Source organism: Streptomyces sp. NPDC001415 (assembly GCF_053597395.1).
The window spans coordinates 36,814-60,100 of record NZ_JBSFIE010000035.1 but is presented as its reverse complement, the minus strand read 5'-3'; the positions used below and the strand labels follow the sequence as shown (position 1 = coordinate 60,100).

The 23,287-nt window shown below is 70.8% G+C and carries 21 protein-coding genes; 6 read left to right on the top strand and 15 right to left on the bottom strand.

Annotated elements, in window-relative coordinates; all coding sequences use genetic code 11:
- Positions 1-91: 91 nt before the first annotated feature.
- From ACWC2B_RS31570 to ACWC2B_RS31560, 3 genes are read right to left on the bottom strand one after another with little or no spacing between them, the layout of a single operon-like run.
- Positions 92-844, bottom strand: a complete 753-nt coding sequence (locus ACWC2B_RS31570; protein ID WP_450722643.1) for an amino acid ABC transporter ATP-binding protein — start codon at positions 842-844, stop codon at positions 92-94.
- 56 nt (positions 845-900) lie between these two features.
- On the bottom strand, positions 901-2,673 hold the full coding sequence (locus ACWC2B_RS31565) for an FAD/NAD(P)-binding protein (RefSeq protein ID WP_450722601.1): 1,773 nt from the start codon (positions 2,671-2,673) through the stop codon (positions 901-903).
- Positions 2,670-3,524: an amino acid ABC transporter permease gene (locus tag ACWC2B_RS31560; protein ID WP_450722599.1), complete on the bottom strand. Its 855-nt coding sequence runs from the start codon at positions 3,522-3,524 to the stop codon at positions 2,670-2,672. The genes ACWC2B_RS31565 and ACWC2B_RS31560 overlap by 4 nt, the downstream gene beginning before the upstream one ends.
- A 468-nt stretch (positions 3,525-3,992) precedes the next feature.
- Between ACWC2B_RS31560 and ACWC2B_RS31555 the strand changes: the two genes are divergently transcribed.
- Positions 3,993-4,940 carry an ABC transporter substrate-binding protein gene (locus ACWC2B_RS31555; RefSeq protein WP_450722641.1) on the top strand — a complete coding sequence of 316 codons (948 nt, stop codon included), beginning with the start codon at positions 3,993-3,995 and terminating at the stop codon, positions 4,938-4,940.
- 18 nt (positions 4,941-4,958) lie between these two features.
- On the opposite strand, the gene ACWC2B_RS31550 is transcribed toward ACWC2B_RS31555, so the two are convergent.
- Complete coding sequence (locus ACWC2B_RS31550) at positions 4,959-6,140, bottom strand: DUF5685 family protein (RefSeq protein ID WP_450722640.1); 1,182 nt, start codon at positions 6,138-6,140, stop codon at positions 4,959-4,961.
- 323 nt (positions 6,141-6,463) lie between these two features.
- On the opposite strand from ACWC2B_RS31550, the gene ACWC2B_RS31545 reads away from it, so the two are divergent.
- Positions 6,464-6,901 (top strand): cell division protein SepF, encoded by a 438-nt coding sequence (locus ACWC2B_RS31545; protein WP_450722597.1) that lies wholly within the window; start codon positions 6,464-6,466, stop codon positions 6,899-6,901.
- 84 nt (positions 6,902-6,985) lie between these two features.
- On the opposite strand, the gene ACWC2B_RS31540 is transcribed toward ACWC2B_RS31545, so the two are convergent.
- Both ACWC2B_RS31540 and ACWC2B_RS31535 read right to left on the bottom strand, forming a co-directional pair.
- Complete coding sequence (locus tag ACWC2B_RS31540; protein WP_450722595.1) at positions 6,986-8,188, bottom strand: acyl-CoA dehydrogenase family protein; 1,203 nt, start codon at positions 8,186-8,188, stop codon at positions 6,986-6,988.
- 72 nt (positions 8,189-8,260) lie between these two features.
- The gene (locus ACWC2B_RS31535) at positions 8,261-9,925 is read right to left on the bottom strand and encodes an MFS transporter (RefSeq protein WP_450722593.1); all 1,665 of its coding nucleotides are present in this window, start codon (positions 9,923-9,925) and stop codon (positions 8,261-8,263) included.
- Between the two features lie 500 nt (positions 9,926-10,425).
- On the opposite strand from ACWC2B_RS31535, the gene ACWC2B_RS31530 reads away from it, so the two are divergent.
- Positions 10,426-11,424, top strand: a complete 999-nt coding sequence (locus tag ACWC2B_RS31530) for a phosphatase PAP2 family protein (protein WP_450722591.1) — start codon at positions 10,426-10,428, stop codon at positions 11,422-11,424.
- 94 nt (positions 11,425-11,518) lie between these two features.
- Here the strand turns inward: ACWC2B_RS31530 and ACWC2B_RS31525 are convergent, their stop codons facing one another.
- A complete protein-coding gene (locus ACWC2B_RS31525; RefSeq protein WP_450722589.1) occupies positions 11,519-11,734 on the bottom strand; it encodes an I78 family peptidase inhibitor in 216 nt (71 codons plus the stop codon).
- A gap of 459 nt (positions 11,735-12,193) precedes the next feature.
- Between ACWC2B_RS31525 and ctaD the strand changes: the two genes are divergently transcribed.
- On the top strand, positions 12,194-13,900 hold the full coding sequence (gene ctaD, locus ACWC2B_RS31520; protein ID WP_450722587.1) for an aa3-type cytochrome oxidase subunit I: 1,707 nt from the start codon (positions 12,194-12,196) through the stop codon (positions 13,898-13,900).
- Here the strand turns inward: ctaD and ACWC2B_RS31515 are convergent.
- The 3 genes from ACWC2B_RS31515 to ACWC2B_RS31505 all read right to left on the bottom strand — a co-directional run bounded on the left by ACWC2B_RS31515 (position 13,897) and on the right by ACWC2B_RS31505 (position 16,986).
- Positions 13,897-14,724 carry a transferase gene (locus ACWC2B_RS31515; RefSeq protein ID WP_450722585.1) on the bottom strand — a complete coding sequence of 276 codons (828 nt, stop codon included), beginning with the start codon at positions 14,722-14,724 and terminating at the stop codon, positions 13,897-13,899. The genes ctaD and ACWC2B_RS31515 overlap by 4 nt on opposite strands.
- Complete coding sequence (locus tag ACWC2B_RS31510; RefSeq protein ID WP_450722583.1) at positions 14,721-16,001, bottom strand: glycosyltransferase family 4 protein; 1,281 nt, start codon at positions 15,999-16,001, stop codon at positions 14,721-14,723. Before ACWC2B_RS31510 ends, ACWC2B_RS31515 begins: the two co-directional genes overlap by 4 nt.
- 307 nt (positions 16,002-16,308) lie before the next feature.
- Positions 16,309-16,986, bottom strand: a complete 678-nt coding sequence (locus ACWC2B_RS31505; RefSeq protein ID WP_450722581.1) for a transglycosylase family protein — start codon at positions 16,984-16,986, stop codon at positions 16,309-16,311.
- A 505-nt stretch (positions 16,987-17,491) separates the two neighbouring features.
- Here ACWC2B_RS31505 and ACWC2B_RS31500 point away from each other — a divergent pair.
- Complete coding sequence (locus tag ACWC2B_RS31500) at positions 17,492-18,265, top strand: hypothetical protein (protein ID WP_450722579.1); 774 nt, start codon at positions 17,492-17,494, stop codon at positions 18,263-18,265.
- A 136-nt stretch (positions 18,266-18,401) separates the two neighbouring features.
- Positions 18,402-18,785, top strand: a complete 384-nt coding sequence (locus ACWC2B_RS31495) for a hypothetical protein (RefSeq protein ID WP_450722577.1) — start codon at positions 18,402-18,404, stop codon at positions 18,783-18,785.
- Between the two features lie 48 nt (positions 18,786-18,833).
- Here ACWC2B_RS31495 and der read toward each other — a convergent pair whose 3' ends face one another.
- From der to aroH, 5 genes are all read right to left on the bottom strand, one after another.
- Positions 18,834-20,282: a ribosome biogenesis GTPase Der gene (der, locus tag ACWC2B_RS31490; RefSeq protein ID WP_450722575.1), complete on the bottom strand. Its 1,449-nt coding sequence runs from the start codon at positions 20,280-20,282 to the stop codon at positions 18,834-18,836.
- 70 nt (positions 20,283-20,352) lie between these two features.
- Entirely contained in the window at positions 20,353-21,039 is a 687-nt protein-coding gene (locus ACWC2B_RS31485; protein WP_450722573.1) for a lysophospholipid acyltransferase family protein, read from the bottom strand.
- Complete coding sequence (gene cmk / locus ACWC2B_RS31480; RefSeq protein WP_450722571.1) at positions 20,997-21,704, bottom strand: (d)CMP kinase; 708 nt, start codon at positions 21,702-21,704, stop codon at positions 20,997-20,999. The genes ACWC2B_RS31485 and cmk overlap by 43 nt, the downstream gene beginning before the upstream one ends.
- A gap of 100 nt (positions 21,705-21,804) precedes the next feature.
- Positions 21,805-22,890, bottom strand: a complete 1,086-nt coding sequence (locus ACWC2B_RS31475; protein WP_450722569.1) for a prephenate dehydrogenase — start codon at positions 22,888-22,890, stop codon at positions 21,805-21,807.
- Entirely contained in the window at positions 22,887-23,249 is a 363-nt protein-coding gene (gene aroH / locus ACWC2B_RS31470; RefSeq protein WP_450722567.1) for a chorismate mutase, read from the bottom strand. The genes ACWC2B_RS31475 and aroH overlap by 4 nt, the downstream gene beginning before the upstream one ends.
- Between the last annotated feature and the right edge of the window lie 38 nt (positions 23,250-23,287).

The window sequence follows — 23,287 nt, the reverse complement described above, 5'->3', positions numbered from 1 at the left end:
TCCGGGGTGGACGGTTGGCCGGGGTCGGCCGGCAGCTCTCCGGGCGAACCCGGCGGGTTGATCTCGGACCGCGGCACCGCCTCCAGGGGCATCACAGGACCTTCGAGAGGAAGGCGCGGGTGCGCTCGTGCCGCGGGGCGTCGAGCACTTCGGCGGGCGGGCCCTGCTCGACGATCGCCCCGCCGTCCATGAACACGACGGTGTCGGCGACCTCGCGGGCGAAGCCGATCTCGTGCGTGACGACGATCATCGTGGTGCCGGAAGCCGCCAAGTCCTTGATGACGTCCAGGACTTCACCCACCAGCTCGGGGTCGAGCGCGGACGTCGGCTCGTCGAAGAGCAGCAGCTTCGGTTCGAGGGCGAGCGCGCGGGCGATGGCGACGCGCTGCTGCTGTCCGCCGGAGAGCTGCCTCGGATACGCGTCCGCCTTGTCGGCGAGACCGACCCGGGCGAGCAGCTTCCCTGCCGCGGCCACCGCGTCCTTCCGGGGCCGCTTCAGGGCCGCGACCGGCGCCTCGACGATGTTGTCGAGGACGGTGAGGTGAGGGAAGAGGTTGAAGTTCTGGAAGACGAAGCCGATCTGGGCGCGCTGCCTGAGGACATCGCGTTCCCGCAGCTCGTACAGCTTGTTGCCGTTGCGCCGGTAGCCGACGAGCGTGCCGTCGACGGTGATCCGGCCGCTGTCCACCTTCTCCAGATGGTTGATGGTGCGCAGAAGCGTCGACTTCCCGGAGCCGGAAGGGCCGAGGACGACGGTGACCTCGCCGGCCCGGACGTCCAGGTCGATGCCCCGCAGGACTTCGAGGGAGCCGAACCTCTTGTGCACGGACCGGACTTCGACCATGGAGGTGCTGGTGAGTGACATGGGGATCCTTCGGGAAGGGGGTACGGGGGCGGCGCTCAGGCGCTGAGGCGGCGACACGCGAGGTCGCGCAGGAAGGTCAGCGCGGCGCGGGCTGTTGCGTCGTTCTGCCGGAAGGCGGCGCCTCCGGTGCGCGGCCTGGTGAACGCCCCCGCCGCACGGGCGACGGTGAAGGGGCCGAGCGCGAACCGGCGCGGATGGGCCCGGCCGTCGCGTCCGGTGACGCGCCCGTCGGCTGGGTCCACCTGGAGCAGTCCGGTGTCGGCGGCTCCCGCGCCCTCCTCGTACAGCGCGCGAAGGAGCGGGCTGCCGGGGCGTTCCGCGCTGGGCTCGGGCAGCCGGGCCTCGACCAGGGCCGCCGCCTCGATCCACTGCCCGGGCACGCTGGCGCTGCCCGCCCGGAAGACGCCCTTGGCCTCGTCGGCCTCGACGGTGACGCCCGCGCCGAGGAAGCGCACGATGCCCGCGTCGGACAGCGCGAGCAGTTGCCGAAGCCGGGGCCCGGGCGGCCCGGAGGCCAGGAAGCTGAAGAACCCGTGCCACCAGCCGCCCACGTCCCCGACGCGCAGCAGCTGCCCGTAGACCGAGAGCAGCCCGAGGAACACCGCCAAGTCCTCGCTGTGATCGGCATCATGACGTCGCGTCAGGTCATCCCGGATGTGCGCGCGAAGGCCGTCCTGGAGGCTCTCGTACGAGGTGAAGCGGAGCCCGTCGAGCGGGTGGTCCAGGGCTTCGAGGTCGAGGCGGTCGGCGGGGTCGGGGACGGAGGCGGCGATCAGGGCCTGGAGGTCGGGTCCTGCCGGGTCGGCGGCGGCGTACTTCTCCTCGAAGTCGGGCCAGTCGACGGCGGTGCGCTCGGGGTGGGCGGTGAAGAGGCGGTGGTAGTGGGCGAAGCCCAGCTCCTTGCCGATCAGGGGCCAGAGGTCGCGCCGGAAGTCGGGCCGGTGCGGGCGGCTCAGGATCTCGTCGACCTCGGCGGGCCCGAAGAAGCGGGGCAGCGGCGGGCGTTCACCGGTCCAGGTGTAGCCGATCTTGGAGTGGTAGGGCACGCCGCGCCGGGACCCGACATACAGGACGGGTTCCTGCCCGGAGGGATGGTAGGCGCCGTCGGCGTCGTAGCGGCCGCCGCGGCCTTCGGTGAGCAGGGCCATGAGGTCGACGAAGGCGAGCCCGAAGCCGCGGACGATGACACCTTCGCCGGGGCGCAGGGGTGACAGGTCGCTGTCGGCGGTGAAGGCGGGCGGCAGGTGCACCAGGCCGTGCCGGTCGGCGAAGTCGGCCAACTCCCGTTGTTCTTGGTCGGGTTCGGCGTCCAGGTGGCCGAGGGTGAGCACCACCAGATCGGCGACGAGCGGCTCGGCGCGGCCTTCGAGCCACACCCGCTGCCGCCCTTCGCGCGGCCCGCCGACCCGGGTGGCCAGGGTGCGGTGCTCGCGCACGGTGACGGTGGGCGGCAGCGCGGCCACGGCGTCCTCGTACACCCAGCGCAGGTACTCGCCCTGCGCCCGCCGACTGGGGAAGGAGCGGGCGTCCAGGCCGGACCATTCGGCGAGGGTGGGCCCGGGGCGCACCGGGCCGTCCTGCTGGACGGTGTCGTCGGTGAACATGGTGACGTCCTCGGCCATGGAGTTCATCCAGAGCAGCGGCGACTGGTCGGCCCGCCAGATCCGTCCGCCGCCCGCGGGATGGGGGTCCACCAGGTGCACGTCGAGAGGCTGGTCCCCGTACAGGGAAGGGAGGTTGGCGGCGAGCCGCTCCAGGAAACCGGTCCCCCGCGGACCGGCTCCCACCACCACGATGGACGCGCTCACCGGCTACCCGCCGAGCCGCGCGCGTAGTACCGCTCGACGTAGTACTGGCCCACCGACAGGAGCGAGGTCACCACGACGTACCAGAGGGTGGCGACGAGGAGCAGCGGGACCACCTGGTAGGTGCGGTGGTAGACCAACTGCACGGAATACAGCAGGTCGTTGACGGCGATGATGGAGACGATCGAGGTGCCCTTGAGGGTGCCGATGAGCATGTTCCCGGCGGGCGGCACGATGGAGCGCATGGCCTGCGGCAGGACGATGCGGCGCAGTCGGCGCAGCCGGCCGAGCCCGAGCGACTGGGCGGCCTCGATCTGGCCGCGCTCGACGGAGAGGATGCCGCCGCGCACGACTTCGGCGGCGTACGCGGCTTCGTGCAGGGTGAGCCCGACGACGGCGACGGTGACCGGGCCCATCAGGTTGACCGTGCGGACGCCGAGGATCTGCGGGTACAGCGCGCCGATGTTGAACCAGAAGAGCAGCTGCACGAGGATCGGCGTCGACCGGAACAGCCATACGTAGCCCCAACTCACTCCACGCAGAACAGGGTTGGCGGACAGCCGCATGACCGCGAGCAGCGTGCCGAGCGCGAACCCGAGCGCCATGACGACGGCGGTGAGCCACAGGGTGAGCCAGAGTCCGCGCAGTACGGCGGTGGTGGCGAAGTAGTCGGCGACCACGCCCCACTGGAAGGCCTCGTTGCGCACGACGGAGTTGAGCGCGATGCCGAGCAGCACGAGGACGACAACTGCCGTGGCCCGCTGGCCGGTTCGGCGCAGGGGAACGATGCGCAGGGCTTCGGGGGCGCCGTCCTCGCGGGCTACGGACGGGCGTTTGGACAGGGTGAGGGACATGCGAAGGCTCCGTGGATGCAGGGATCGAACACGGGATGGGCCTTCACGAACACAGGGCGCGCGGTGGTGCGGAACCGAGCCCCTCAGCACGGTTTCCGGTCCCGAGGCTATGCGCTGCATGCTGGAGGTTGTCAAGCTTGTCCGCACTGTGGGCGTTACGTCTCAGCGCGGTTGACGCGGAAACGGATGCCTGTTCCACTTGGGCCATGCATTCGCAGCAGTGGCTGGTCACGCGCTCCCACATCGACTTCGGTCGAGTGTGGTCCTCCTCCTGTTGAGCTGACCCCCTGCACGGCCTCTTCTTCCGCGTCCTGCGTGCGCTGTCGCGCCGCTTCCTCGCGCCTTCACCTCACTGATCACTCGCGCACCCCTCCCCTCGTCGTACCTCCATGTACCTCCATGCCCCGTCGGCATTTCCGCCTGCCCGAAATCCCTGGAGCGCACCCCGTCATGAGCAGGTCCCGAAGCCTGAGCAGATCGCGCAACTACGCCGCGTTCGCCCTGATCACCGCCGCGGCACTCGGCCTCACCGCCTGCGGGTCCGGGGACCCGGCCGAAGTGGGGGCGGCGGGCAACGCCGCGCCCGCCGGGCAGAAGGGGAAGGTCCCCACCGCCGATGTGGTGTCGGCCGTCCAGAAGGACGGGGCCGCGGCCGCACTGCTGCCCGCGAGCGTCCGCGAGGCGGGCACCCTCACCATCGCCACCAGCGTCGGAACCCCGCCGGGGGCCACCTATCTGGAGGACGGCAAGACGGTGGCCGGGCAGGACGTCGACTTCGCGGACGCCGTCGCCAAGGTGCTCGGCCTGAAACTCAAGCGCGAGGTGGCCTCCTTCGAGGTGATCCTGCCCGCGCTAGGCAGCGGCAAGTACGACGTGGGCACAGGCAACTTCGGCGTCACCGACGAGCGGCGCAGGACCATCGACTTCGTCACCTACATCAACGACGGCCAGGGCTTCGCCGTCCGCAAGGACAGCAAGCTCACCCAGGTCACCGACCTCGCCCAGCTCTGCGGGCTGAACGTGGCGACCGGCGCGGGCACCACGTTCGAGGCGACCCTGGAGAAGAACAAGGCCAAGTGCGCCGCCGCCGGCAAGAAACCGTACGAGGTGCAGACCTACAGCGACCAGGGTGCGCTGTGGATCTCGCTCCAGCAGGGCCGCAGCGATGTCGTCATGTCGACGATCAACGGCCTGCGGTACGCGGTGGGTCAGCAGGAGGGCCTGAAGTTCCTCAACGAGTTCCACCGCCTGGACGTGGGCTTCGCCTTCAAGAAGGGCACCCCGCTGGCCCCCGCCTTCCAGGCCGCGGTCAACAAGCTGAAGAAGGACGGGACGTACGACAGGATCCTGGCGAAGTGGAGCACCACGGAGTCGGGCATCGAGCGGTCCGAGATCTCACCGCCGGAACACAAGTAGCCCTGCTCGTGGGTGAGTTCAGCAGCTGGCGCAGCTGAGGCACTCGCAGCATTCACAACACTGACACGCGTCGCAGCACCCGCAGTCACAGTCGCAGTCGCTGCAGCACCCCTCGCGCTTCTTCCGCGACCAGGGACCCTCGTACTCGTCCGCGCAGCACATCTTGCAGGTGCAGCAGAGCCCGATGAACGCGGCGCAGCCCGCGAAGAATCCGCGCGGCTCGGGGCGCGGGGGCTCCGGCGGGAAGCCGTACGGGTTGCCGTACGGATTGCCGCCGTGCTGCGGAGGTTGCCCGTAGGGGCCGTACGAGGCCTGGTGGTCGACGTCGTGGGGATGACCGCACTCCGTCGTGCGGAACGAGCGGTTCACGGACTGGGTCAGCTCGTGGGCGAGCAGGACGTGGGCGAGCCTGCCGTCCACGAAGTCGACCTCGCGCAGGGCAAGCCGGATGCCGTGCACCGCGTCGTCGGCGAGCCTACGAGCCTCGATCAGGTCCGTGCCGGTCGCGGCGAGCGGGTTCCAGGCACCCGACGCGGCGTCAGTTTCCCGGTCTTCGACGGCATCCAGGAGATGGGCGAGCCGCCCGAAGAGCCGGCCGGCCTCGGCGAGCGGCTGGGCGTTGTGCGGCTTCCCGGCGAGTACGGCGGTGTGCGCGAAGGCGGCCGCAGTCGCCGTCTCGGTGGGTTCGGTGACGGCGAGGAGCGGGGTGCCCGGGCCCGCGAGTGCCTCGATGCCGCCCTGCCGGTCGACGGCGTCGACGAGCACGGCGGTGTCGAACCCGAGCGAGGCACCGGTGCGCGCGCCCGCCCGGTCCCAACTCCTGGCTATGCGACGGGCCGCGAGCGCGACCGGCTTGCGCCCCAACAGGCCGTCCCTGTCGGCCACGTGGTCGCGGACCTTCGCCGAGGCGAGGACCAGCGAGACGGCCGCGGCGAGCCGGGCGCCCTCGCCCTGGGCGACCGGCGCGGTCCGCATCGCACGCAGAGGACAGGGTCCCGCGGTGCGCCGCCGGCCGGTGCGCCGCTCGGCCTGAGCCTCCGTCAGAACCGAGACGATCAGGCCGTCGTAGTTCGTCACGACCCGGGCGAGCTGCCCGTGGTCGGAGCGAAGTGCCAGGCAGAGCCCGCAGAGATGGGCCATCCACTCCGTTTTCAGGCCCTCGGTGAGCCGGTGCGAGCAGGGCCTGACGATTCCGAACACAGCTCTCCCCCGAGTGACGTTGAGCACTCCGCCCAACGCGTCGTTCTTCAGTGCGGCAGGCATCGTATCGAGTGATCCGTTCACCCGTACGACGCCTGTGTCACTCGTGTGGAGGGACATTCATAATTTTGTTACGCCTGGCTTCACATACCGGATGCATCCCGGAAGATTCCTGACGAATCGCCACATGATCTGTGCCAGTACCGTCACGAATCACCTGCACGGCGACTATCCCCTTGGCGCGGCATCCGCATCATGGACGACCATAGGGATACGGAACTGAAGAAGCAGCAAGAAGAAGACCGCAGTGAGAGGAGGCGTCCATGGGATCGGTGCGCAAGGCCAGTGCCTGGCTGGGGCTTGTCGAGGACAACGACGACCGCTACTACGACGACGAGTACACCGAAGGTGCCGCCGAGTCCGGCGAGGCCTGGGTGACCGACCCGCGGGTGCGGGTGGCCTCCGACGTCGCCGAGGAGCAGGGCCGCCGGATCGCCACCGTCACGCCGGACGGCTTCGGGGACGCGCGGGGAATCGGGGAACTGTTCCGCGCGGGCGTCCCGGTCATCGTGAACCTGACGTCCATGGACGCCGGTGACGCCAAGCGCGTCGTCGACTTCGCGGCCGGGCTCACCTTCGGTCTGCGCGGCTCCATCGAGCGCGTGGCGACGAGGGTCTTCCTGCTGACCCCCGTCGACACCGAGATCGTCAACGGCGAACCCGCCGGCCGCCAGTCCGGTGGCTTCTTCAATCAGAGCTGAGGCAGAGGTGGCTTCCGGCCGGGGGGCGGGGGGTCGCCGGGTCGCCCCCGGGAAAGACACAGCAACCAGAGCCGAGCGAGGCGCTCACCGGAAGGCATCGAGTCCGGTGAGCGCCTTGCCCAGCACCAGCTGGTGCATCTCGACGGTGCCCTCGTAGGTCAGCACCGATTCCAGGTTGGTGGCGTGCCGCATCACCGGGTACTCAAGGGAGATCCCGTTGGCGCCGAGGATCGTGCGCGAGGTGCGGCAGATCTCGATCGCCTCCCGCACGTTGTTGAGCTTGCCGAAGCTGACCTGTTCCGGGCGGAGCCGACCCGCGTCCATGCGGCGGCCCAGGTGGTGGGCGAGCAGGATCCCCTTGTGCAGTTCGAGGGCCATGTCGGCGAGCTTGGCCTGGGTCAGCTGGAAGCCGCCGATGGGTTTGCCGAACTGCTCGCGGGTCTTCGCGTAGTCGAGGGCCGCTTCGAAGGAGGCGCGGGCCGCGCCCATCGCGCCCCACACGATTCCGTACCGCGCGTGCGAGAGGCAGCTCAGCGGGCCCTTGAGGCCGGTCACTTCCGGGAGCACGGCGTCGGCGGGCAGCCGCACCTCGTCCATGACCAGCTCGCTGGTGACGCTGGCCCGCAGCGACCACTTGTGCTTGATCTCGGGGGCCGAGAAGCCGGGGGTGTCGGTCGGGACGACGAACCCCCGGATGCCCCCGCTGTCCTCGTCGGTCTGGGCCCAGACCACCGCGACGCCCGCCACCGAACCGTTGGTGATCCACATCTTGCGGCCGCTGAGCACCCAGTCGGTGCCGTCCCTCTTCGCGTACGTCCGCATCCCGGCCGGGTCGGAGCCGTGGTCGGGCTCGGTGAGGCCGAAGCAGCCGATGATCTCGCCCGCCGCCATCCCGGGCAGCCAGCGCCGCTTCTGCTCCTCGGAGCCGAACCGCCAGATCGCGTACATGGCGAGCGAGCCCTGAACGGAGACCAGGGAGCGGATCCCGGAGTCGGCGGCCTCCAGTTCCAGGCAGGCGAGCCCGTACTGGACGGCGGTGGCGCCCGCGCAGCCGTAGCCGGTCAAGGACATGCCGAGGGCGCCGATCGAGCCGAGTTCGCGGGCCAGTTCACGGATGCCGGGCAGCTCGCCGTTCTCGTACCACTCGGCGATGTGCGGCAGGACCCGGTCGGCGGCCCAGGAGCGGACGGTGTCGCGGATCGCGAGGTCCTCCGGGCTCAGCAGGTCGTCGATGCCCAGCGGGTCGGCCGGGTCGAAGGGGGGCAGCTTGGAGGAAGGAGCGGACATGAGGGCGCCTCCGCGGCTCTCGCTCAACTAAACTAGCAGTGTTAGTTATTACCTGAGCGCTGACGTTACGGGTCAGTGTCCCGTGCGTCCAGACTCCACGGTCGCCACGTCGCCGGGCCGCGCCGGGGACGGCAGCTTCACGCTCAGCTGCTGCGCCTGCCGCGGCTGCTCCGGCTCGGGTTCCCGCTCCTGCCCGGCCACCGAACAGTCCATGATCCGCGGCAGCCGCAACCCGGCCAGCGCGCCGAGGAGCAGGAGCGCGGCGCTGACGAACAGCGTCACGTGCAGGCCGTGCACGAAGGAGTCGCGGGCCGCGGTGCGCAGCGCATGGCCGGCCGGGCCGCCGAGGCGGGAGGCGACGTCGTAGGCCTCGCCGAGCGAGTTGGACGCGGCGGCCGACGCCTTGGCGGGGACCCCGCCGACGGATGCGAGTCCGGGTGCGTAGGCGGCGTTCATGACGCTGCCGAGCAGCGCGATGCCCATGCCAGCGCCGAGCTGGTAGGAGGTCTCGCCGATGGCCGCCGCGCCGCCGGCCCGCTCGGGCGGGGCCTCGCTGAGCATCGATTCGTACGCCGCGAAGAGCGTGGTCTGAAGCCCGAAGCCGAGCATGACGAACGAGACGATCATCAGCGACGGCCAGTCGGTCTGGCCCATGAGGACGAGCAGCAGCACGGCGCCCGCGGTCAGCACGAAGCCCGTACAGACCATCCGGCGCGGGCCGAGCCTGCGCAGGGTGTACGACCCGGTCGCGCCCGCCGCCATCGCGGCGAAGGTCAGCGGAAGCATGCGCAGACCGGTCTGGAGCGGGGAGAGACCGAGGACGAGCTGGAGGTACTGGACGGCTATGAGCTCCAGGCCGACGAGCGCCAGCATGGCGACGATGATGCAGCCGACCGAGGTGGCGAAGGCGGGCCGGGAGAACATCCGGATGTCGACGAGCGGGTGCGCGCGGCGGCGCTGCCTGCGGACGAACACGATGAGCAGGGCGGTGCCGAGGCAGAGGGCGGCCAGGGTGCGGCCGTCGACTATGCCGGTTCCGGCGCCGAGCCGCTTCACTCCGAACACCACGGCGAGTATGCCGCCGGCCGCCATCAGCGCGCCGAGCGCGTCCCAGGGCCCGTCGGAGCTGCCCTTGGACTCGGGCAGGATCCAGCGGCCGAGCGGCAGTATCAGGGCCATCAGCGGGATGTTGATGAGGAAGACCGAGCCCCACCAGAAGTGCTGCACGAGGAAGCCGCCGAGTACCGGGCCGACGGCGGCGCCTATCGCGGCGACCGCCGTCCAGATGCCGATGGCGGTGGCCCGCTCGCGGCGGTCGGGGAAGACGACGCGGAGGATGGAGAGCGTGGCGGGCATGATCATCGCGCCGCCGACGCCGAGCAGCGCCCGGGCCGTTATCAGTACGGGCGCCGATTCGGCGAGGGCCGCGACCGCGGAGGCCGCGCCGAAGATCGCGTAGCCGAGCAGCAGCACCCGGCGCCGGCCGATCCGGTCGCCCAGGGTGCCGAAGAGGATGAGGAGGGCGGCGCAGACCAGGGGGTAGGCGTCGACGATCCAGAGGAGTTCGACGGAGCCCGGCCGCAGGTCCTCGGTGACCGAGGGGATCGCGACGTGCAGGACGGTGGCGTCGAGCGCCACGAACAGCAGGCTCACACAGAGGACGACGAGGATGACCCAGCGGTTGGCGCCGCCGGCGCGAACACCGGGTCGCACACCGGTCATGGTCGTCCCTGTCATGTACGTACCTCCCAGTACTGCGGACCCTGTGGGTCCGGGACGGTGCGGTCGCAACGGACCTGCCGTCACCACTCTCGCGGTCGGTGGGCCCGGTGGACCAGTGACCAGCCCTGATCGGGATCCCCGAGGCCCGGCATCGACGGGCGAGTGATTCGTCAGACTACGCGAGTTCACCGGCGAGGCGCGTGGTCCACCTCTCACGCCCAACCCCGCCGAGGTGTGGCGTGCGCCACGCCGGTTCCACCCATGGGGTGATCTTTACGCTCCGTACTGGACCGGTGACTGAACCGTGAATTCCGCTCCCCCGCCCGGCAAACGGAATTCCGCCGGATACAAACAGGCCTTCATCGAGCGAGTCGAATGAATAGAGGACAACGCCCCGGGGTATTCCACGGCGCCCGGGAATAAAGGCGCGCGTGAGACATACTCCACATCACATCGTCATCACAAAGCCCCCGGATCGGCCTGGGCGCTCACTCACTCGCTGTAACGTCGATTGAGTGCGTACTGACCGAATCTTCGCCCGCCTGGACCGGGAGCCCGAGCCACCGAAGATAGAGATCCCGCGGATGAGCCGTCACCGCGTGGTCCTCTTCGGCGCGACGATGGCGTTCTACCTCGCCATCGTCGTCGCCGTGCTGTGCTCGTCCTGGCTCGTCGAGCTGGACTGGAAGGTCATGCTGTACCGGCCGTACGAACAGTGGCCGCAGCTGCACGCCTTCCTGGACTACTTCGTGGTCCTCGGCCAGCGCGGACCCACCGCGGTGATGGTGATGGCCTGGCTCGGCTGGCGTTCCTGGCGCCAGCACACACTCCGGCCGCTCCTGACCCTCGGGGCGGCCCTTCTGCTGCTCAACATGACGGTCGGTTCGGTCAAGCTCGGCCTCGGCCGGCTCGGCCCGCACTACGCGACGCAGATCGGGTCCGCCGAGCTCTTCGCCGGCGGCGACATATTTCCCTCGGGACACACCGCCAACGCGGTCGTGACCTGGGGCATCCTCGCCTACCTCGCCACCACGCCGCGCGCCCGGCGCTGGCTCTCGGTCATTTCGGCCATGGTGGCCCTGGGCGTCGGCGCGACCACGGTCTACCTCGGCACGCACTGGGTGAGCGACGTGCTCCTCGGCTGGGCGGCCGGGCTGCTGATCCTGCTCGCCCTGCCCTGGTTCGAGCCGCTGATCGCCCGCGCGGAGGCCTTCGTCTTCGCCGTGCGCGAGAAGGTGCGCGAGCGCAGGCGGCCGCGCGCGAGCGCCCCGGCCCCGGTTCCGGCCCCCACGGTGCCGGCGATGGTGCCCCAGCGCGGGCACGACGAGGACGAGGCCCCCGTGCGCGAGCCGGTCGGCGTCGCGAGCGGGCGCGGGCCCGGTCGGCCGCTCCCGGCCAGGCCCTACCAGCCGGCCCGTTCGGAACGGCCCCCGGTCGTCCCCCCGGGCACCCGGCGCCCCCCGCACACCGAGCGGGCGCCGCGCACCGCCCCGGCCCGCCCCCTGGGCGGCTGACGGCCCCGCGGACGACCCGCACGGTACGCACACAGCACGAAGGCCCCCGGTGTCGACCGGGGGCCTTCGTCGTATCCGCGCTCAAAGACCGCGCTCAGCCGTGCCAGCAGCGGGTCACGGTGCCCTTCTCCACCTCGAAGTTCAGCCGCCCCGCCAGGTACTCCATGGTGATGATCGAGCCCGGTGGGAGCGACCTGACGGTGGACCAGCCGCGTGACCTGGCGAGCCGCTCGGCGCCCTCGGCGTCGAGGCCGACATAGGACTCGGGGGCGTCGTCGGGATGGGCGGGGTGGGACGGTATCGGTGCCATACGACCCACCGTAGGCGTGCCTCCCCGACGACGGAAGCGGGGGGCCGCCGGAGCCCGCGAGCCGGGTGGGAACCCGCTGGTTGTCCGCCCCCGGTACCCCACCAGTCACACTTCTGTCACAGGATCGAGGCGCCGGTTCGCCTCGAACTCCGTCACTCGTACGGGCAGTTCCTGACCCCTTGCCCGCTTATCGCACGGCGCACTTCCGGCCAGTCGCAGACATTACTGGAATTGACAGAATTCTTACGCCGAGCCCTTGGTGAATTACTGCCCGGCGGCCCACCGAATAAAAATCGACGGCGCATAGGTAATTCACCGCACCCTTACACAATCCCTACCCGCAACCCCGTGACGGGGACCTGCGGGAGCTCGGCCGGATGGCGTACGCCCCCTGTTGCGGCGGCCCCGACCGCGAGCATCATGGCCCCTGGCCTGACGCCAGACACCTCAGGGGGTGCAATGGGTACGGAGACGGTGACCCCGGCGGCAAAGCCCGCGAAGGCCGGTCGGCCGGGCGCGGTGATCGTGGACTGGCTGACCACCACCGACCACAAGAAGATCGGGCACCTCTACCTGATCACGTCGTTCGTCTTCTTCCTCGTCGCAGGCGTGATGGCCCTCCTGATGCGTGCCGAACTGGCCCGCCCGGGGCTCCAGATCATGACGAACGAGGAGTACAACCAGCTCTTCACCATGCACGGCACGATCATGCTGCTGCTCTTCGCGACGCCGACCTTCGCCGGGTTCGCCAACGCGATCATGCCCTTGCAGATCGGCTCCCCCGACGTGGCCTTCCCGCGCCTGAACATGCTCGCGTACTGGCTGTTCCTCTTCGGCGGTCTGATCGTGCTCGGCTCGGTGCTGCTGCCGACCGGGCCCGCGAGCTTCGGCTGGTTCGCCTACGCCCCGCTCAACTCGCTGACCCGCTCCCCCGGCGCGGGCGCCGACCTCTGGATCATGGGGCTCGCGCTCTCCGGCTTCGGCACCATCCTGGGCTCGGTCAACTTCGTGACCACCATCATCGGGATGCGCGCCCCCGGCATGACGATGTTCCGGATGCCGGTCTTCACCTGGAACGTCCTGTTCACCTCGATCCTGGTGCTCATCGCGTTCCCGGTGCTGGCGGCCGCGCTGCTCGTCCTGGAGGCGGACCGCAGGTTCGGCTCGGTGGTCTTCGAGGCGCAGAACGGAGGGGCGCTGCTGTGGCAGCACCTGTTCTGGTTCTTCGGCCATCCCGAGGTCTACATCATCGCGCTGCCGTTCTTCGGCATCATCACGGAGATCATCCCGGTCTTCTCGCGCAAGCCGATCTTCGGCTACATGACCCTGGTCGGGGCGACGGCGGCCATCACCGGCCTGTCCATCGTGGTGTGGGCCCACCACATGTTCGCGACCGGAGCGGTGTTGCTGCCGTTCTTCTCGTTCATGTCCTTCCTGATCGCGGTGCCCACCGGCGTGAAGTTCTTCAACTGGACCGGCACCATGCTCAGGGGCTCGCTCAGCTTCGAGACACCCATGCTGTGGGCCGTCGGCTTCCTGGTGAGCTTCCTGTTCGGCGGCCTCACGGGCGTCATCCTCGCCTCGCCCCCGCTGGACTTCCACGTCACCGACTCGTACTTCGTGGTGGCCCACTTCCATTACGTGGTGTTCGGCACGGTGGTCTTCGCGACCTTCGGCGGTTTCTACTTCTGGTGGCCGAAACTCACCGGCAAGCTGCTCGACGAGCGGCTCGGAAAGATCCACTTCTGGACGCTGTTCATCGGCTTCCACACGACGTTCCTGGTCCAGCACTGGCTGGGAGCGCAGGGCATGCCCCGGCGGTACGCGGACTACCTGGCGGCGGACGGCTTCACGGCGCTCAACATGGTCTCCTCGATCGGCGCGTTCCTGCTCGGCCTGTCCACGCTGCCCTTCTTCTACAACGTCTGGAAGACGGCTCGGTACGGCAAGAAGGTGGAGGTCGACGACCCCTGGGGGTTCGGCCGCTCGCTGGAGTGGGCGACGTCCTGCCCGCCGCCCCGGCACAACTTCGTGACCATCCCGCGCATCCGTACCGAGTCCCCGGCCTTCGATCTGCACCACCCGGAGTTCGCCCCGTTCCGCGACGACCTGCCGCCCGGGGAGGAGCCGGTGGCGGTGCCGACCGCGGAGGAGCCCGGCTCCTAGCCCCGTACCGCGTCCACGCGGACGCTCAGGTCGTTCGCGCCCGTGTAGTACGGACGCACCACTCCCGGGCCGACCGTCGACCCCGGGTATACGAAGATCGCCTGCTTCAGCGGGACGTCGTCCAGGATGCGGGCGAGGCGGACGGCGGGGGCGCCGGGGCCGGTGAGCAGCCACAGGTCCCAGAGCCATTCCTTCGCGTCCAGGCCCTCCGCGAGCGGGGCGTAGGGCAGCGTGAAGGTGAAGCCGTCGCCGTCGGGGGTCGCGGGGACGCGGTGGACGCGGCCGCCCCCGCCCCGCAACCGCGCCTCGACGGCCGCTTCGGGGCCGAGCGACACTCCGTACAGCCTCCCCCGCACGGTGACGCGGCCCGCGCCGAAACCGATCGTGCCGGTCTCGGCGTGCGGTCTGCGCAGCCAGCTGCGGACGACCAGCTCGCCGGAGCGCCCCGGGTAGGGGATGCGCACCGCGACCCGGTCGGCGTCCGGGCCGGGCTCGCGGTCGACGAGCGCGCGCAGGTCCCGGGTGCCCGGCTCAAGACGCTGCTCGGCGCCCTCGCCGAAGCGCAGGTGGGCGTCCCATACGCCCTCGGCGAGTTCGACCGTGCTGGGCAGCACCGCCCGGAGCAGGCCTTCGGCGGCCGGGGTGAGCGGCAGCAGCACGTCGGCGCCGGGGTTGGTGCCGCGCCGACGCAGGACGAGCGTGGCGCCCGGCCGCCCGGCGCCCGTGACGTCGAAGGTCACTCCGCCCGCGGAGTCGGCTATGCAGTCGGCGCGCGGTGCGGCCGAGGCGCTGCCCGTGTCCGGGGACTCGGCGGTGGTGGTCATGCGGTCTGCCCTTTCCGGAGCACGGAGGCGGCCTTGTGGCGCAGGGCGTAGGCCCCGTCGAGGGCGGTGCTTCGGGCCCGGTGCAGCGAGTCGCGCAGCGCCCCGGCGGAGCGGCTGCCGGCGCCCTGGGCGTGCAGCTCGTCGAAGATCGCCTCGTGGCGTTCGGCGATCCGGGCCGGGTCGAAGCGCTCGGAGCTCTCCAGGGCCGCCTTGGCCATGCGGTGGCGCAGCCCGTCGTCCTGGATCAGTTCGAGCAGGGCCGCGGCCACCGCGTCGGCGTTGCCGGTCTCGACGAGCCGGCCGTCCACCCCGTCGTTGATGATTTCGCGTGGTCCCTGGGGGCAGTCCGTGGAGACGACGGGGAGTCCACAGCGCATCGCCTCGACGATGGTCATGCCGAAGGACTCGTGGCTGGAGGTGACGGCCGCGAGGGAACCCTTGACCCACTCGCTGTCGAGATCGCCGGACAGGCCCATGAGGAACACATGGTTGTAGAGGTCAAGATCGTCGATGAGGTTGCGCAGGGCTGCGCGTTCGTTGCCGAAGGCGTCGCCGGAGCCGTAGATCCGCAGCTTCCAGTCCGGCCGTACGGCGACGACCCGCGCGAACGCCGTGACCAGCAGGTCGTACCGCTTGACCGGGGTGAGCCGTCCGGCCGCCACGACCAGCTTGCCGTCGCCGGAGGCGGGTTCCACCCGGGGCGCGGGTACGCCGTTGGCCACCGCGTCGATACGGACGCCGGGCAGCCGGAGCTCCCGATAGGCCGCCGCGTCGGCCCGGGTGACGGTGGTGACCGCGTCGAGCAGCGGATAGGAGTGCGCTATCTCGCTGCGAAGGCGGTAGCTGTGCCCGGCGAGGGTCAGGTGCTCCTGGCCGACGCGGACCACTCCGGGCCGGGTCTCGCGGGCGATGTGCACGTTGAGGCCGGGCCGGGTGCCGATGACGACGTCGGCCTCGATCGCCCGCAGGTGGGCGCCGATCCGGGCGTCGGTGAGCCGGCTGTACTGGCTGTGGCGGCCGTCGCCGCGCGGGAAGACCTTGGCCGGCTGCCGGTGCTGGGGGTGGTCGCCCTCGTATCCGGGGCTGTTCTTGCGCAGATCGACGAGGTACCTGAGGCGGACGCCTTCGGGCGCGGTGAGGGTGGGCTCGTCGTGGTGGCGGAAGACGGAGACGATCTCGACGTCGTGCCGCCGGGCGAGCTCACCGGCGAGGTTGAAAGTGGACCGTATGGTTCCGCCCAGGCTGTACGCGTTGTGCAGCAGGAATGAGATGTGCATGCGCCACGCGTCCCCTTGGTCGTTCGATCGATCGGTCGATCGTGCGCTTGATCATTCGGCCGGTCAGGTCGGTCGGGACCGAAACCCTTCGGTCAGGAACGGACTGTACTTGGGTTGCCCGTCACCCATACTCCAGGGCCTGATCACCGCTGGTCCACCCGGGGACACCGGCGGGCGGGGCGGCGGGGCGGTTCCCGGGCAGCGGCGAGCCCCGTCCGGGCGGCCGGACGGGGCTTGGAGCCTCGGAACCTGTGTCTGGACTTCGTCCGGATCGGACCGCGACTTCGGCCGGATCGGACCGCGGCTCTCAGATCTTCAGCTGCTGCCCGGGCAGGATGAGATCCGGGTCACCCCCGATGACGGCCTTGTTGGCCGCGTACAGCGCCTCCCATCGCGTGCCGTGGGCCGCCGCGATGGCGGACAGGGTGTCGCCGCTCCTGACCGTGTAGGAGCCGCCGGCCGGGGCGGCGGGCGCGCTCTCGGTGCGGGACGGTGCGGTGCGCGGCTGTGGCGCGGGCGCCTTGTGCGGTTTCGGGGCGGCCTGCTGCGGGCTGGTCCTGGCCTTCTTCTGCGGGGCGGCCTTCTGCTGGGCGGGCTCTCCCGCCGCCGGGACGCTGCCGTACGCCCCCGCCTGGCGCGAGCAGACCGGCCACGCACCCCAGCCCTGCGAGCGCTGGACCTTACTCGCGATGGCGATCTGCTGGGCCTTGCTGGCCTTGTCCGCGGTGGAGGCGTACGCCCCGCCGCCGTGCGCCCGCCAGGTCCCCGCGGCGAACTGGAGTCCGCCGTAGTAGCCGTTTCCGGTGTTGATGTGCCAGTTTCCACCGCTCTCGCACTGGGCGATGCGGTCCCACACACCGCTGTCCGCCGCTGAGGCCGGACCGGTGACGCTGAGCAGGGTGAGCGGTGCCGCGACTGCGGCTCCGATCAGCGCTGCCGTCCCACGCCTGCGTATGGAGCTGGAACCACTGGTACCAACAGACATGAAATCCCTCTCGAAGGACCCGGGGTCCCCCTGGGCGGCGCGGCCTTCGGCGCGTCCGGCGCCTCGTTCCGTGCCGCCCCCGCCCACCGGAAGGTCATAGCTGGCTGTGCGGCCGGCGGGCGTTCCCGGGCGGTGCTCGATGCACACGGCGGTGGAATCTAGGGACCCGGACGCTCCGGCATCAACCAATGCCCCGTCATTCGAGGCCAGTTGCCCGTTACCGGGAGTATCGGCGATTTCCGGACACCCACTTGATTGCCAGATATCGCCATTTGTCGACCTGTCACCGAAGTGATCTGTGACTCAGCTCACCGGTCCAACTTCTATGCATCCCACAGGTGTTGACAGGGAGTGAAGGGTTCCGCGGGTGAATTCACCCTCCGCTGGGGACGGTTCGATTCCGTTCGCCTCCGCGCGTGACCCCGGCCACAGATCGTCCGTTGTCGTTTGTACGAGAGAAGCCGGGAACCGCCCGGCGCATCCACTCAGTTCCTAGGAGCCACCCGTGCCGCGCATGCTCGACGTCAGTGAGGACGTCCGCGCCGAGATCGGCGACGAAGAAGCCGAGCGGCTGCTCGCCGGCGAGAACGCCCCGGGCAGCTACGACTGCACCTCCTGCCGCACGCCGGGCGACTCCGAGCAGGAGCGCACCAGCACCGTCCTGTTCGTCGGGGAGGAGACCGCCGTCCTCGCCTTCGCCCACGCCAGCTGCATCCCCTCACAGGTCGTCCAGGTCGCCGAGGAGCAGCTCCAGGGCGCCGTACGCTCCATCACGGGTGCGGAGCCGGCCGGCGGGGCGACCGAGCAGGCAGTGCTCGGCATCACCAGCGGTCTGGTGCTGATCGAGGGCGAGCTGCACCCCGCGCTCGTCGTCGAGCCGACGGGACCGATCTCCCGGCCCGGCTCGGGCGGGAGCGCCGACGAATTCCTCCCGCTCCTCATCGAGCAGGGCTTCGTGCCGGTGACCGACATGGGCCGGCTGCCTTCGGTCCTTCCGGGCTGGTCCGTGCTGCTCGCGATGGGTCAGCTGCACGCGGTCCTGCAGCCCGGCACCGGCGGCTCCGGCAGCTCGGTCTCCTGGTGGCAGGCGCACCAGCCGCTCCAGGTGACGGACGGCTGGCGTGCGGCGGCCAACAAGTCCCAGCGCGTCCTGGTCTTCGCGGCCCCGGTCGGCATGATCGGCCAGCAGCCGCGCGAGGACCTGCTCAGGGACGCCCTGGAGAAGGCCGCCGCCGACGGCCGCCTGGTGGCCGCCGCCATGCCGCTGGCCGGCACCTGAGAGCCTGAGTCTTCCCGCGCGCCCACTCCGGCCGGTACGGGGTGGGCGCGGAAGGGGCGTGGGCCATCCGGCCACGCGCTACCGATAAGCCGAAACACCCCGCATCCCCGGCCCTACGGGGGTCGTTGGCACATACGTGCACACATACGACACATCCCGCCAGCAGTACCATGCCCAGATCCCCGCCATGCGCCCGTCGGGCGAGACAACGGGAGTCCACTCCCCCACGCCGATCTACGACGCGCTGTACTCGGAGTACCTCCGGTCCTTCCGCACTCTGCCCGGTGACCGGTCCGGCGAGGAGGATCTCGGCTTCACCGCGTTCGGAGCGCTCGGCGGCGGGTTCACGGCGGCGCACGGCAACCGCGTGGGCCAGCAGTCCGGCCACCAGACCCAGCACTTCCCGGTCACGTACCCCGGGAACTGGCATCTGCACCCCGCGATGAACGCGAACGGGCGGCAGTACGCCGGGCACCAGACCCCGGCAGCACTGCCGCCCGGCCCCCGCAGAGGGCTCTAGTCCCCCTGCGAAAGGCCTTCTCCCGTAAGGGAGTTGCTTCTGAGCGAGTTACTTCTTACGGCCGCGCTTCTCTCGCACCCGCACCGAGATGTGGATCGGGGTGCCCTCGAAGCCGAACTCCTCGCGCAGCCGGCGCTCGATGAAGCGCCGGTAGCCGGCCTCGATGAAGCCGGAGGCGAAGAGCACGAAGCGGGGCGGCTTGGTGCCCGCCTGCGTACCGAACAGGATGCGCGGCTGCTTTCCGCCGCGGATCGGGTGCGGGTGGCCGGCGACGAGCTCGCCGAGGAAGGCGTTGAGGCGGCCGGTCGGGATCCGGGTCTCCCAGCCCGCCAGGGCCGTCTCGATCGCGGGGACCAGCTTCTCCATGTGGCGGCCGGTCAGCGCGGAGACGTTGACCCGGGGCGCCCAGGCGACCTGCTGCATCTCGGTCTCGATCTCGCGCTCCAGGTAGTAGCGCCGCTCCTCGTCGAGGGTGTCCCACTTGTTGTACGCGATGACCAGCGCGCGCCCGGCGTCGACGGCCATCGTGATGATGCGCTGGTCCTGCACGGAGATCGACTCGCTGGTGTCGATGAGGACGACCGCGACCTCCGCCTTCTCGACGGCGGCGGCGGTACGCAGCGAGGCGTAGTAGTCGGCGCCCTCCTGGAGGTGGACGCGGCGGCGGATGCCCGCCGTGTCGACGAACTTCCAGGTGATGCCGCCGAGTTCGATGAGCTCGTCGACCGGGTCGCGGGTCGTGCCGGACAGCTCGTTGACGACGACCCGGTCCTCCTTGGCGACCTGGTTCAGGAGCGAGGACTTGCCGACGTTCGGGCGGCCGATGAGGGCGATGCGGCGGGGGCCGCCCACCGCGGTGCCGAAGCGCTGCGGCGGGGCCTCGGGCAGCGCCTTGAGGATCTCGTCGAGGAGGTCGCCGGTGCCGCGGCCGTGCAGCGCGGAGATCGGGAAGGGCTCGCCGAGGCCGAGAGACCACAGGGCCGCGGCGTCGGACTCGCCGGACATGCCGTCGACCTTGTTCGCGGCGAGGACGACGGGCTTGCCGGCCCGGCGAAGGAGCCTGACGACGGCCTCGTCGGTGTCGGTGGCGCCCACGGTGGCGTCGACGACGAAGACGACGGCGTCGGCGGCCTCGATGGCGTACTCGGCCTGGGCTGCGACGGAGGCGTCGAGGCCGAGGACGTCCTGCTCCCAGCCGCCGGTGTCGACGACCTTGAAGCGGCGGCCGGCCCACTCGGCTTCGTAGGTGACGCGGTCACGGGTCACGCCGGGCTTGTCCTGGACGACGGCCTCGCGGCGGCCAATGATGCGGTTCACCAGGGTCGACTTGCCGACGTTCGGGCGGCCGACGACGGCGAGGGCCGGGAGCGGGCCGTGGCCGGCCTCGTCGATGGCGGCCTCGACGTCCTCGACGTCGAAGCCCTCTTCGGCGGCGAGCTCCATGAACTCCGCGTACTCGGCGTCGCCGAGCGCTCCGTGTTCGTGCTGGTCGTTCATGAAGTCCGTACCTCGTTCATCGTGGTGATCGGTGGATCGCGATCGGGCGGTCCACTACTGAAAGTCTGGCCTAGCGCCCGGTCAGGCGCCTGGCGTTCTCCAGGTGGCCGGTGAGCCGGTCCTGGATGCGGACGGTGGCCTCGTCCAGGGCTTTGCGGGTGCGGCGTCCGCTGCCGTCGCCCGCCTCGAACGGGTCGCCGAAGACGACGTCGACCCGGCTGCGCAGCGGCGGCAGCCCCTTTATCAACCGCCCCCGGCGCTCGGTGCTTCCCAGCACCGCCACCGGCACGATGGGCGCCCCCGACCGTACGGCGAAGTAGGCGAGGCCGGCCCGCAGCGAGGCGAAGTCGCCGTCGCCCCGGGTGCCCTCGGGGAAGATCCCGAGGACGCCGCCCCGGTCGAGCACGGCCAGCGCGTCGGTGATCGCGGTGCGGTCGGCGACCGCCCGGTCCACCTTGAGCTGGCCGATGCCTTCGAGGAACCGGCCCAGCGGCCCGACGAAGGCTTCCTTCTTGATCAGGAAATGGGTGCCGCGCGGGGCGGTGCCCATGACCATCGGGCCGTCGATGTTGTGGGAGTGGTTCACGGCGAGGATCACCGGACCGCCCGCCGGAACCCGCCAGGCGCCCAGCACCCGGGGCTTCCACAGCCCGTACATCAGGCCGACACCGATCCGGCGCCCGATCTCGGCGCCCCGCTCCGAGGGAGCATCATTCACTTGGTGGCCTGCTTCTCCTCGATGAGGGTGACCACGCACTCGATGACCTGGTCCAGGGTGAGCTCGGTGGTGTCCACCTCGACCGCGTCGTCGGCCTTGGCCAGCGGCGAGGTCTTGCGGCCGGAGTCGGCCGCGTCCCGCTTGATCAGGGCTTCCCGGGTGGCCGTCACGTCGGAGCCCTTGATCTCGCCGCTGCGGCGGGCCGCGCGCGCCTCGGGGGACGCGGTGAGGAACACCTTCAGGTCGGCGTCGGGCAGCACGGTCGTACCGATGTCACGGCCCTCGACCACGATGCCCTGCCCGGCGCCCGCGGCGATGTCGCGCTGGAGCTGAGTGATCAGGGCCCGCACCTCGGGGACGGCGCTGACCGCGCTCACCTTGGAGGTGACGTCCTGGGTGCGGATCGGCCCGGAGGCGTCCTCGCCGTCGACGGTGATGGTCGGCGCCGACGGGTCGGTGCCGGAGACGATCACGGGCTTGGCGGCCGCGATGGCGATCTCCGCCGGGTCGTCGATGTCGATCCCGTTGCTGATCATCCACCAGGTGATCGCCCGGTACTGGGCTCCGGTGTCCAGGTAGCTCAGCCCCAGCTTGGCGGCGACCGCCTTGGAGGTGCTGGACTTGCCGGTGCCGGAGGGGCCGTCGATGGCGACAATCACTGCTGCCGGAGCGGTCCGGGCGGCGCTTTCCACGGTGACGGACACCTTCCTGGTACGGGGCGGGGTTTGCTCGGGGCGCAAATCCGCCCCGTACAAGGTTACTGGCTCGTGCGAGCCCCCCGTCCCGCCCGGGTGGCCTACCGCCTCACTGCCTGATCGACCAGCCCCGTTCCCGCAGCGCGGCGGTCAGGCCCGGGGCCGCGGCCGGCTCGACCATCAGCTGGACCAGGCCCGCCTGCTGGCCGGTGGCGTGCTCGATGCGGACGTCCTCGATGTTGACCCCGGCCCGGCCCGCGTCCGCGAACAGCCGCGCGAGACCGCCCGGCTCGTCGCTGAGGAGCACGGCGACGATCTCGTACGTGGCGGGGGCGGCGCCGTGCTTGCCGGGCACCCTGACGCGGCCCGCGTTGCCGCGCCGCAGCACGTCCTCGATGCCGGCGGTTCCCTCGCGCCGCTTGGCCTCGTCGGCGGACTCCAGGGAGCGCAGGGCGCGCACCGTCTCGTCGAGGTCGGCGGCGATCCCGGAAAGCACGTCGGCGACCGGGCCCGGGTTGGCGGAGAGGATCTCGACCCACATCCCGGGGTCGGAGGCCGCGATGCGGGTCACGTCGCGGATGCCCTGGCCGCACAGCCGTACCGCCGTCTCGTCGGCCTCTTCGAGGCGGGCGGCGACCATGGAGGAGACCAGCTGCGGAGTGTGCGAGACCAGCGCGACGGCCCGGTCGTGGGCGTCGGCGTCCATGACGACCGGCACGGCGCGGCAGAGCGCGACCAGTTCGAGCGCCAGGTTGAGCACTTCGGTGTCGGTGTCGCGGGTCGGCGTGAGCACCCAGGGCCGGCCCTCGAAGAGGTCGGCGGTGGCGGCGAGCGGGCCCGAGCGTTCCTTGCCCGCCATGGGGTGCGTGCCGATGTAGGAGCCCAGGTCGCAGCCGAGGGCGAGCAGCTCGCGCCGCGGGCCGCCCTTGACGCTGGCCACGTCGATGTACGCGCGGGCCACCCCGCCCCGGATCGCCCCGGCCAGGGTCTCGGCCACGTGCGCGGGCGGCACGGCCACGATGGCGAGGTCGACCCGGCCCTCGGGCGGCTCGTCCGTGCCGGCGCCGAGCGCCGCGGCGGTGCGGGCCTGGCCCGGGTCGTGGTCGGCGAGGTGCACGGCGATACCGCGGCTCGCGAGCGCCAGGGCGGCGGAGGTGCCGATCAGGCCGGTACCGATGACGAGGGCGGTTCTCACTGGGCGATGTCCTTGCGCAGGGCGGCGGCGGAGCCGAGGTAGACGTGGGCGATCTCGGCCTTGTCGAGGTAGGTCTCCACGTGCGCCAGGATCCGCACCACGCGGGGCATGGCGCCGGCGATGTCGAGCTCCTGCGCACAGATCAGGGGTACGTCGGTGATGCCGAGGCGGCGCGCGGCGACGGCCGGGAAGTCGCTGTGCAGATCGGGGGTGGCCGTGAACCAGATGCTGATGAGGTCGTCCGGGGTCAGACCGTTGCGCTCCAGGATCTCGGTGAGCAGCGCGCCGACCTGCTCGTCCATGTGAGCGGCTTCGTCCCGCTCCAGCTGGACGGCCCCACGGACCGCTCGTACCGCCACGACGTGCTCCTCGGACTTGAGCTTTCGACCTTCGTTCC

Bases quoted from the DNA above. Each gene is read 5' to 3' on its own strand.
- der (WP_450722575.1), bottom strand. From the start codon at position 20,282: ATGAACGACCAGCACGAACACGGAGCGCTCGGCGACGCCGAGTACGCG.
- ctaD (WP_450722587.1), top strand. From the start codon at position 12,194: ATGGGTACGGAGACGGTGACCCCGGCGGCAAAGCCCGCGAAGGCCGGT.
- ACWC2B_RS31535 (WP_450722593.1), bottom strand. From the start codon at position 9,925: ATGACAGGGACGACCATGACCGGTGTGCGACCCGGTGTTCGCGCCGGC.
- ACWC2B_RS31560 (WP_450722599.1), bottom strand. From the start codon at position 3,524: ATGTCCCTCACCCTGTCCAAACGCCCGTCCGTAGCCCGCGAGGACGGC.
- ACWC2B_RS31510 (WP_450722583.1), bottom strand. From the start codon at position 16,001: ATGCACATCTCATTCCTGCTGCACAACGCGTACAGCCTGGGCGGAACC.
- ACWC2B_RS31570 (WP_450722643.1), bottom strand. From the start codon at position 844: ATGGTCGAAGTCCGGTCCGTGCACAAGAGGTTCGGCTCCCTCGAAGTC.
- ACWC2B_RS31525 (WP_450722589.1), bottom strand. From the start codon at position 11,734: ATGGCACCGATACCGTCCCACCCCGCCCATCCCGACGACGCCCCCGAG.
- ACWC2B_RS31505 (WP_450722581.1), bottom strand. From the start codon at position 16,986: ATGTCTGTTGGTACCAGTGGTTCCAGCTCCATACGCAGGCGTGGGACG.
- ACWC2B_RS31545 (WP_450722597.1), top strand. From the start codon at position 6,464: ATGGGATCGGTGCGCAAGGCCAGTGCCTGGCTGGGGCTTGTCGAGGAC.
- ACWC2B_RS31515 (WP_450722585.1), bottom strand. From the start codon at position 14,724: ATGACCACCACCGCCGAGTCCCCGGACACGGGCAGCGCCTCGGCCGCA.
- ACWC2B_RS31540 (WP_450722595.1), bottom strand. From the start codon at position 8,188: ATGTCCGCTCCTTCCTCCAAGCTGCCCCCCTTCGACCCGGCCGACCCG.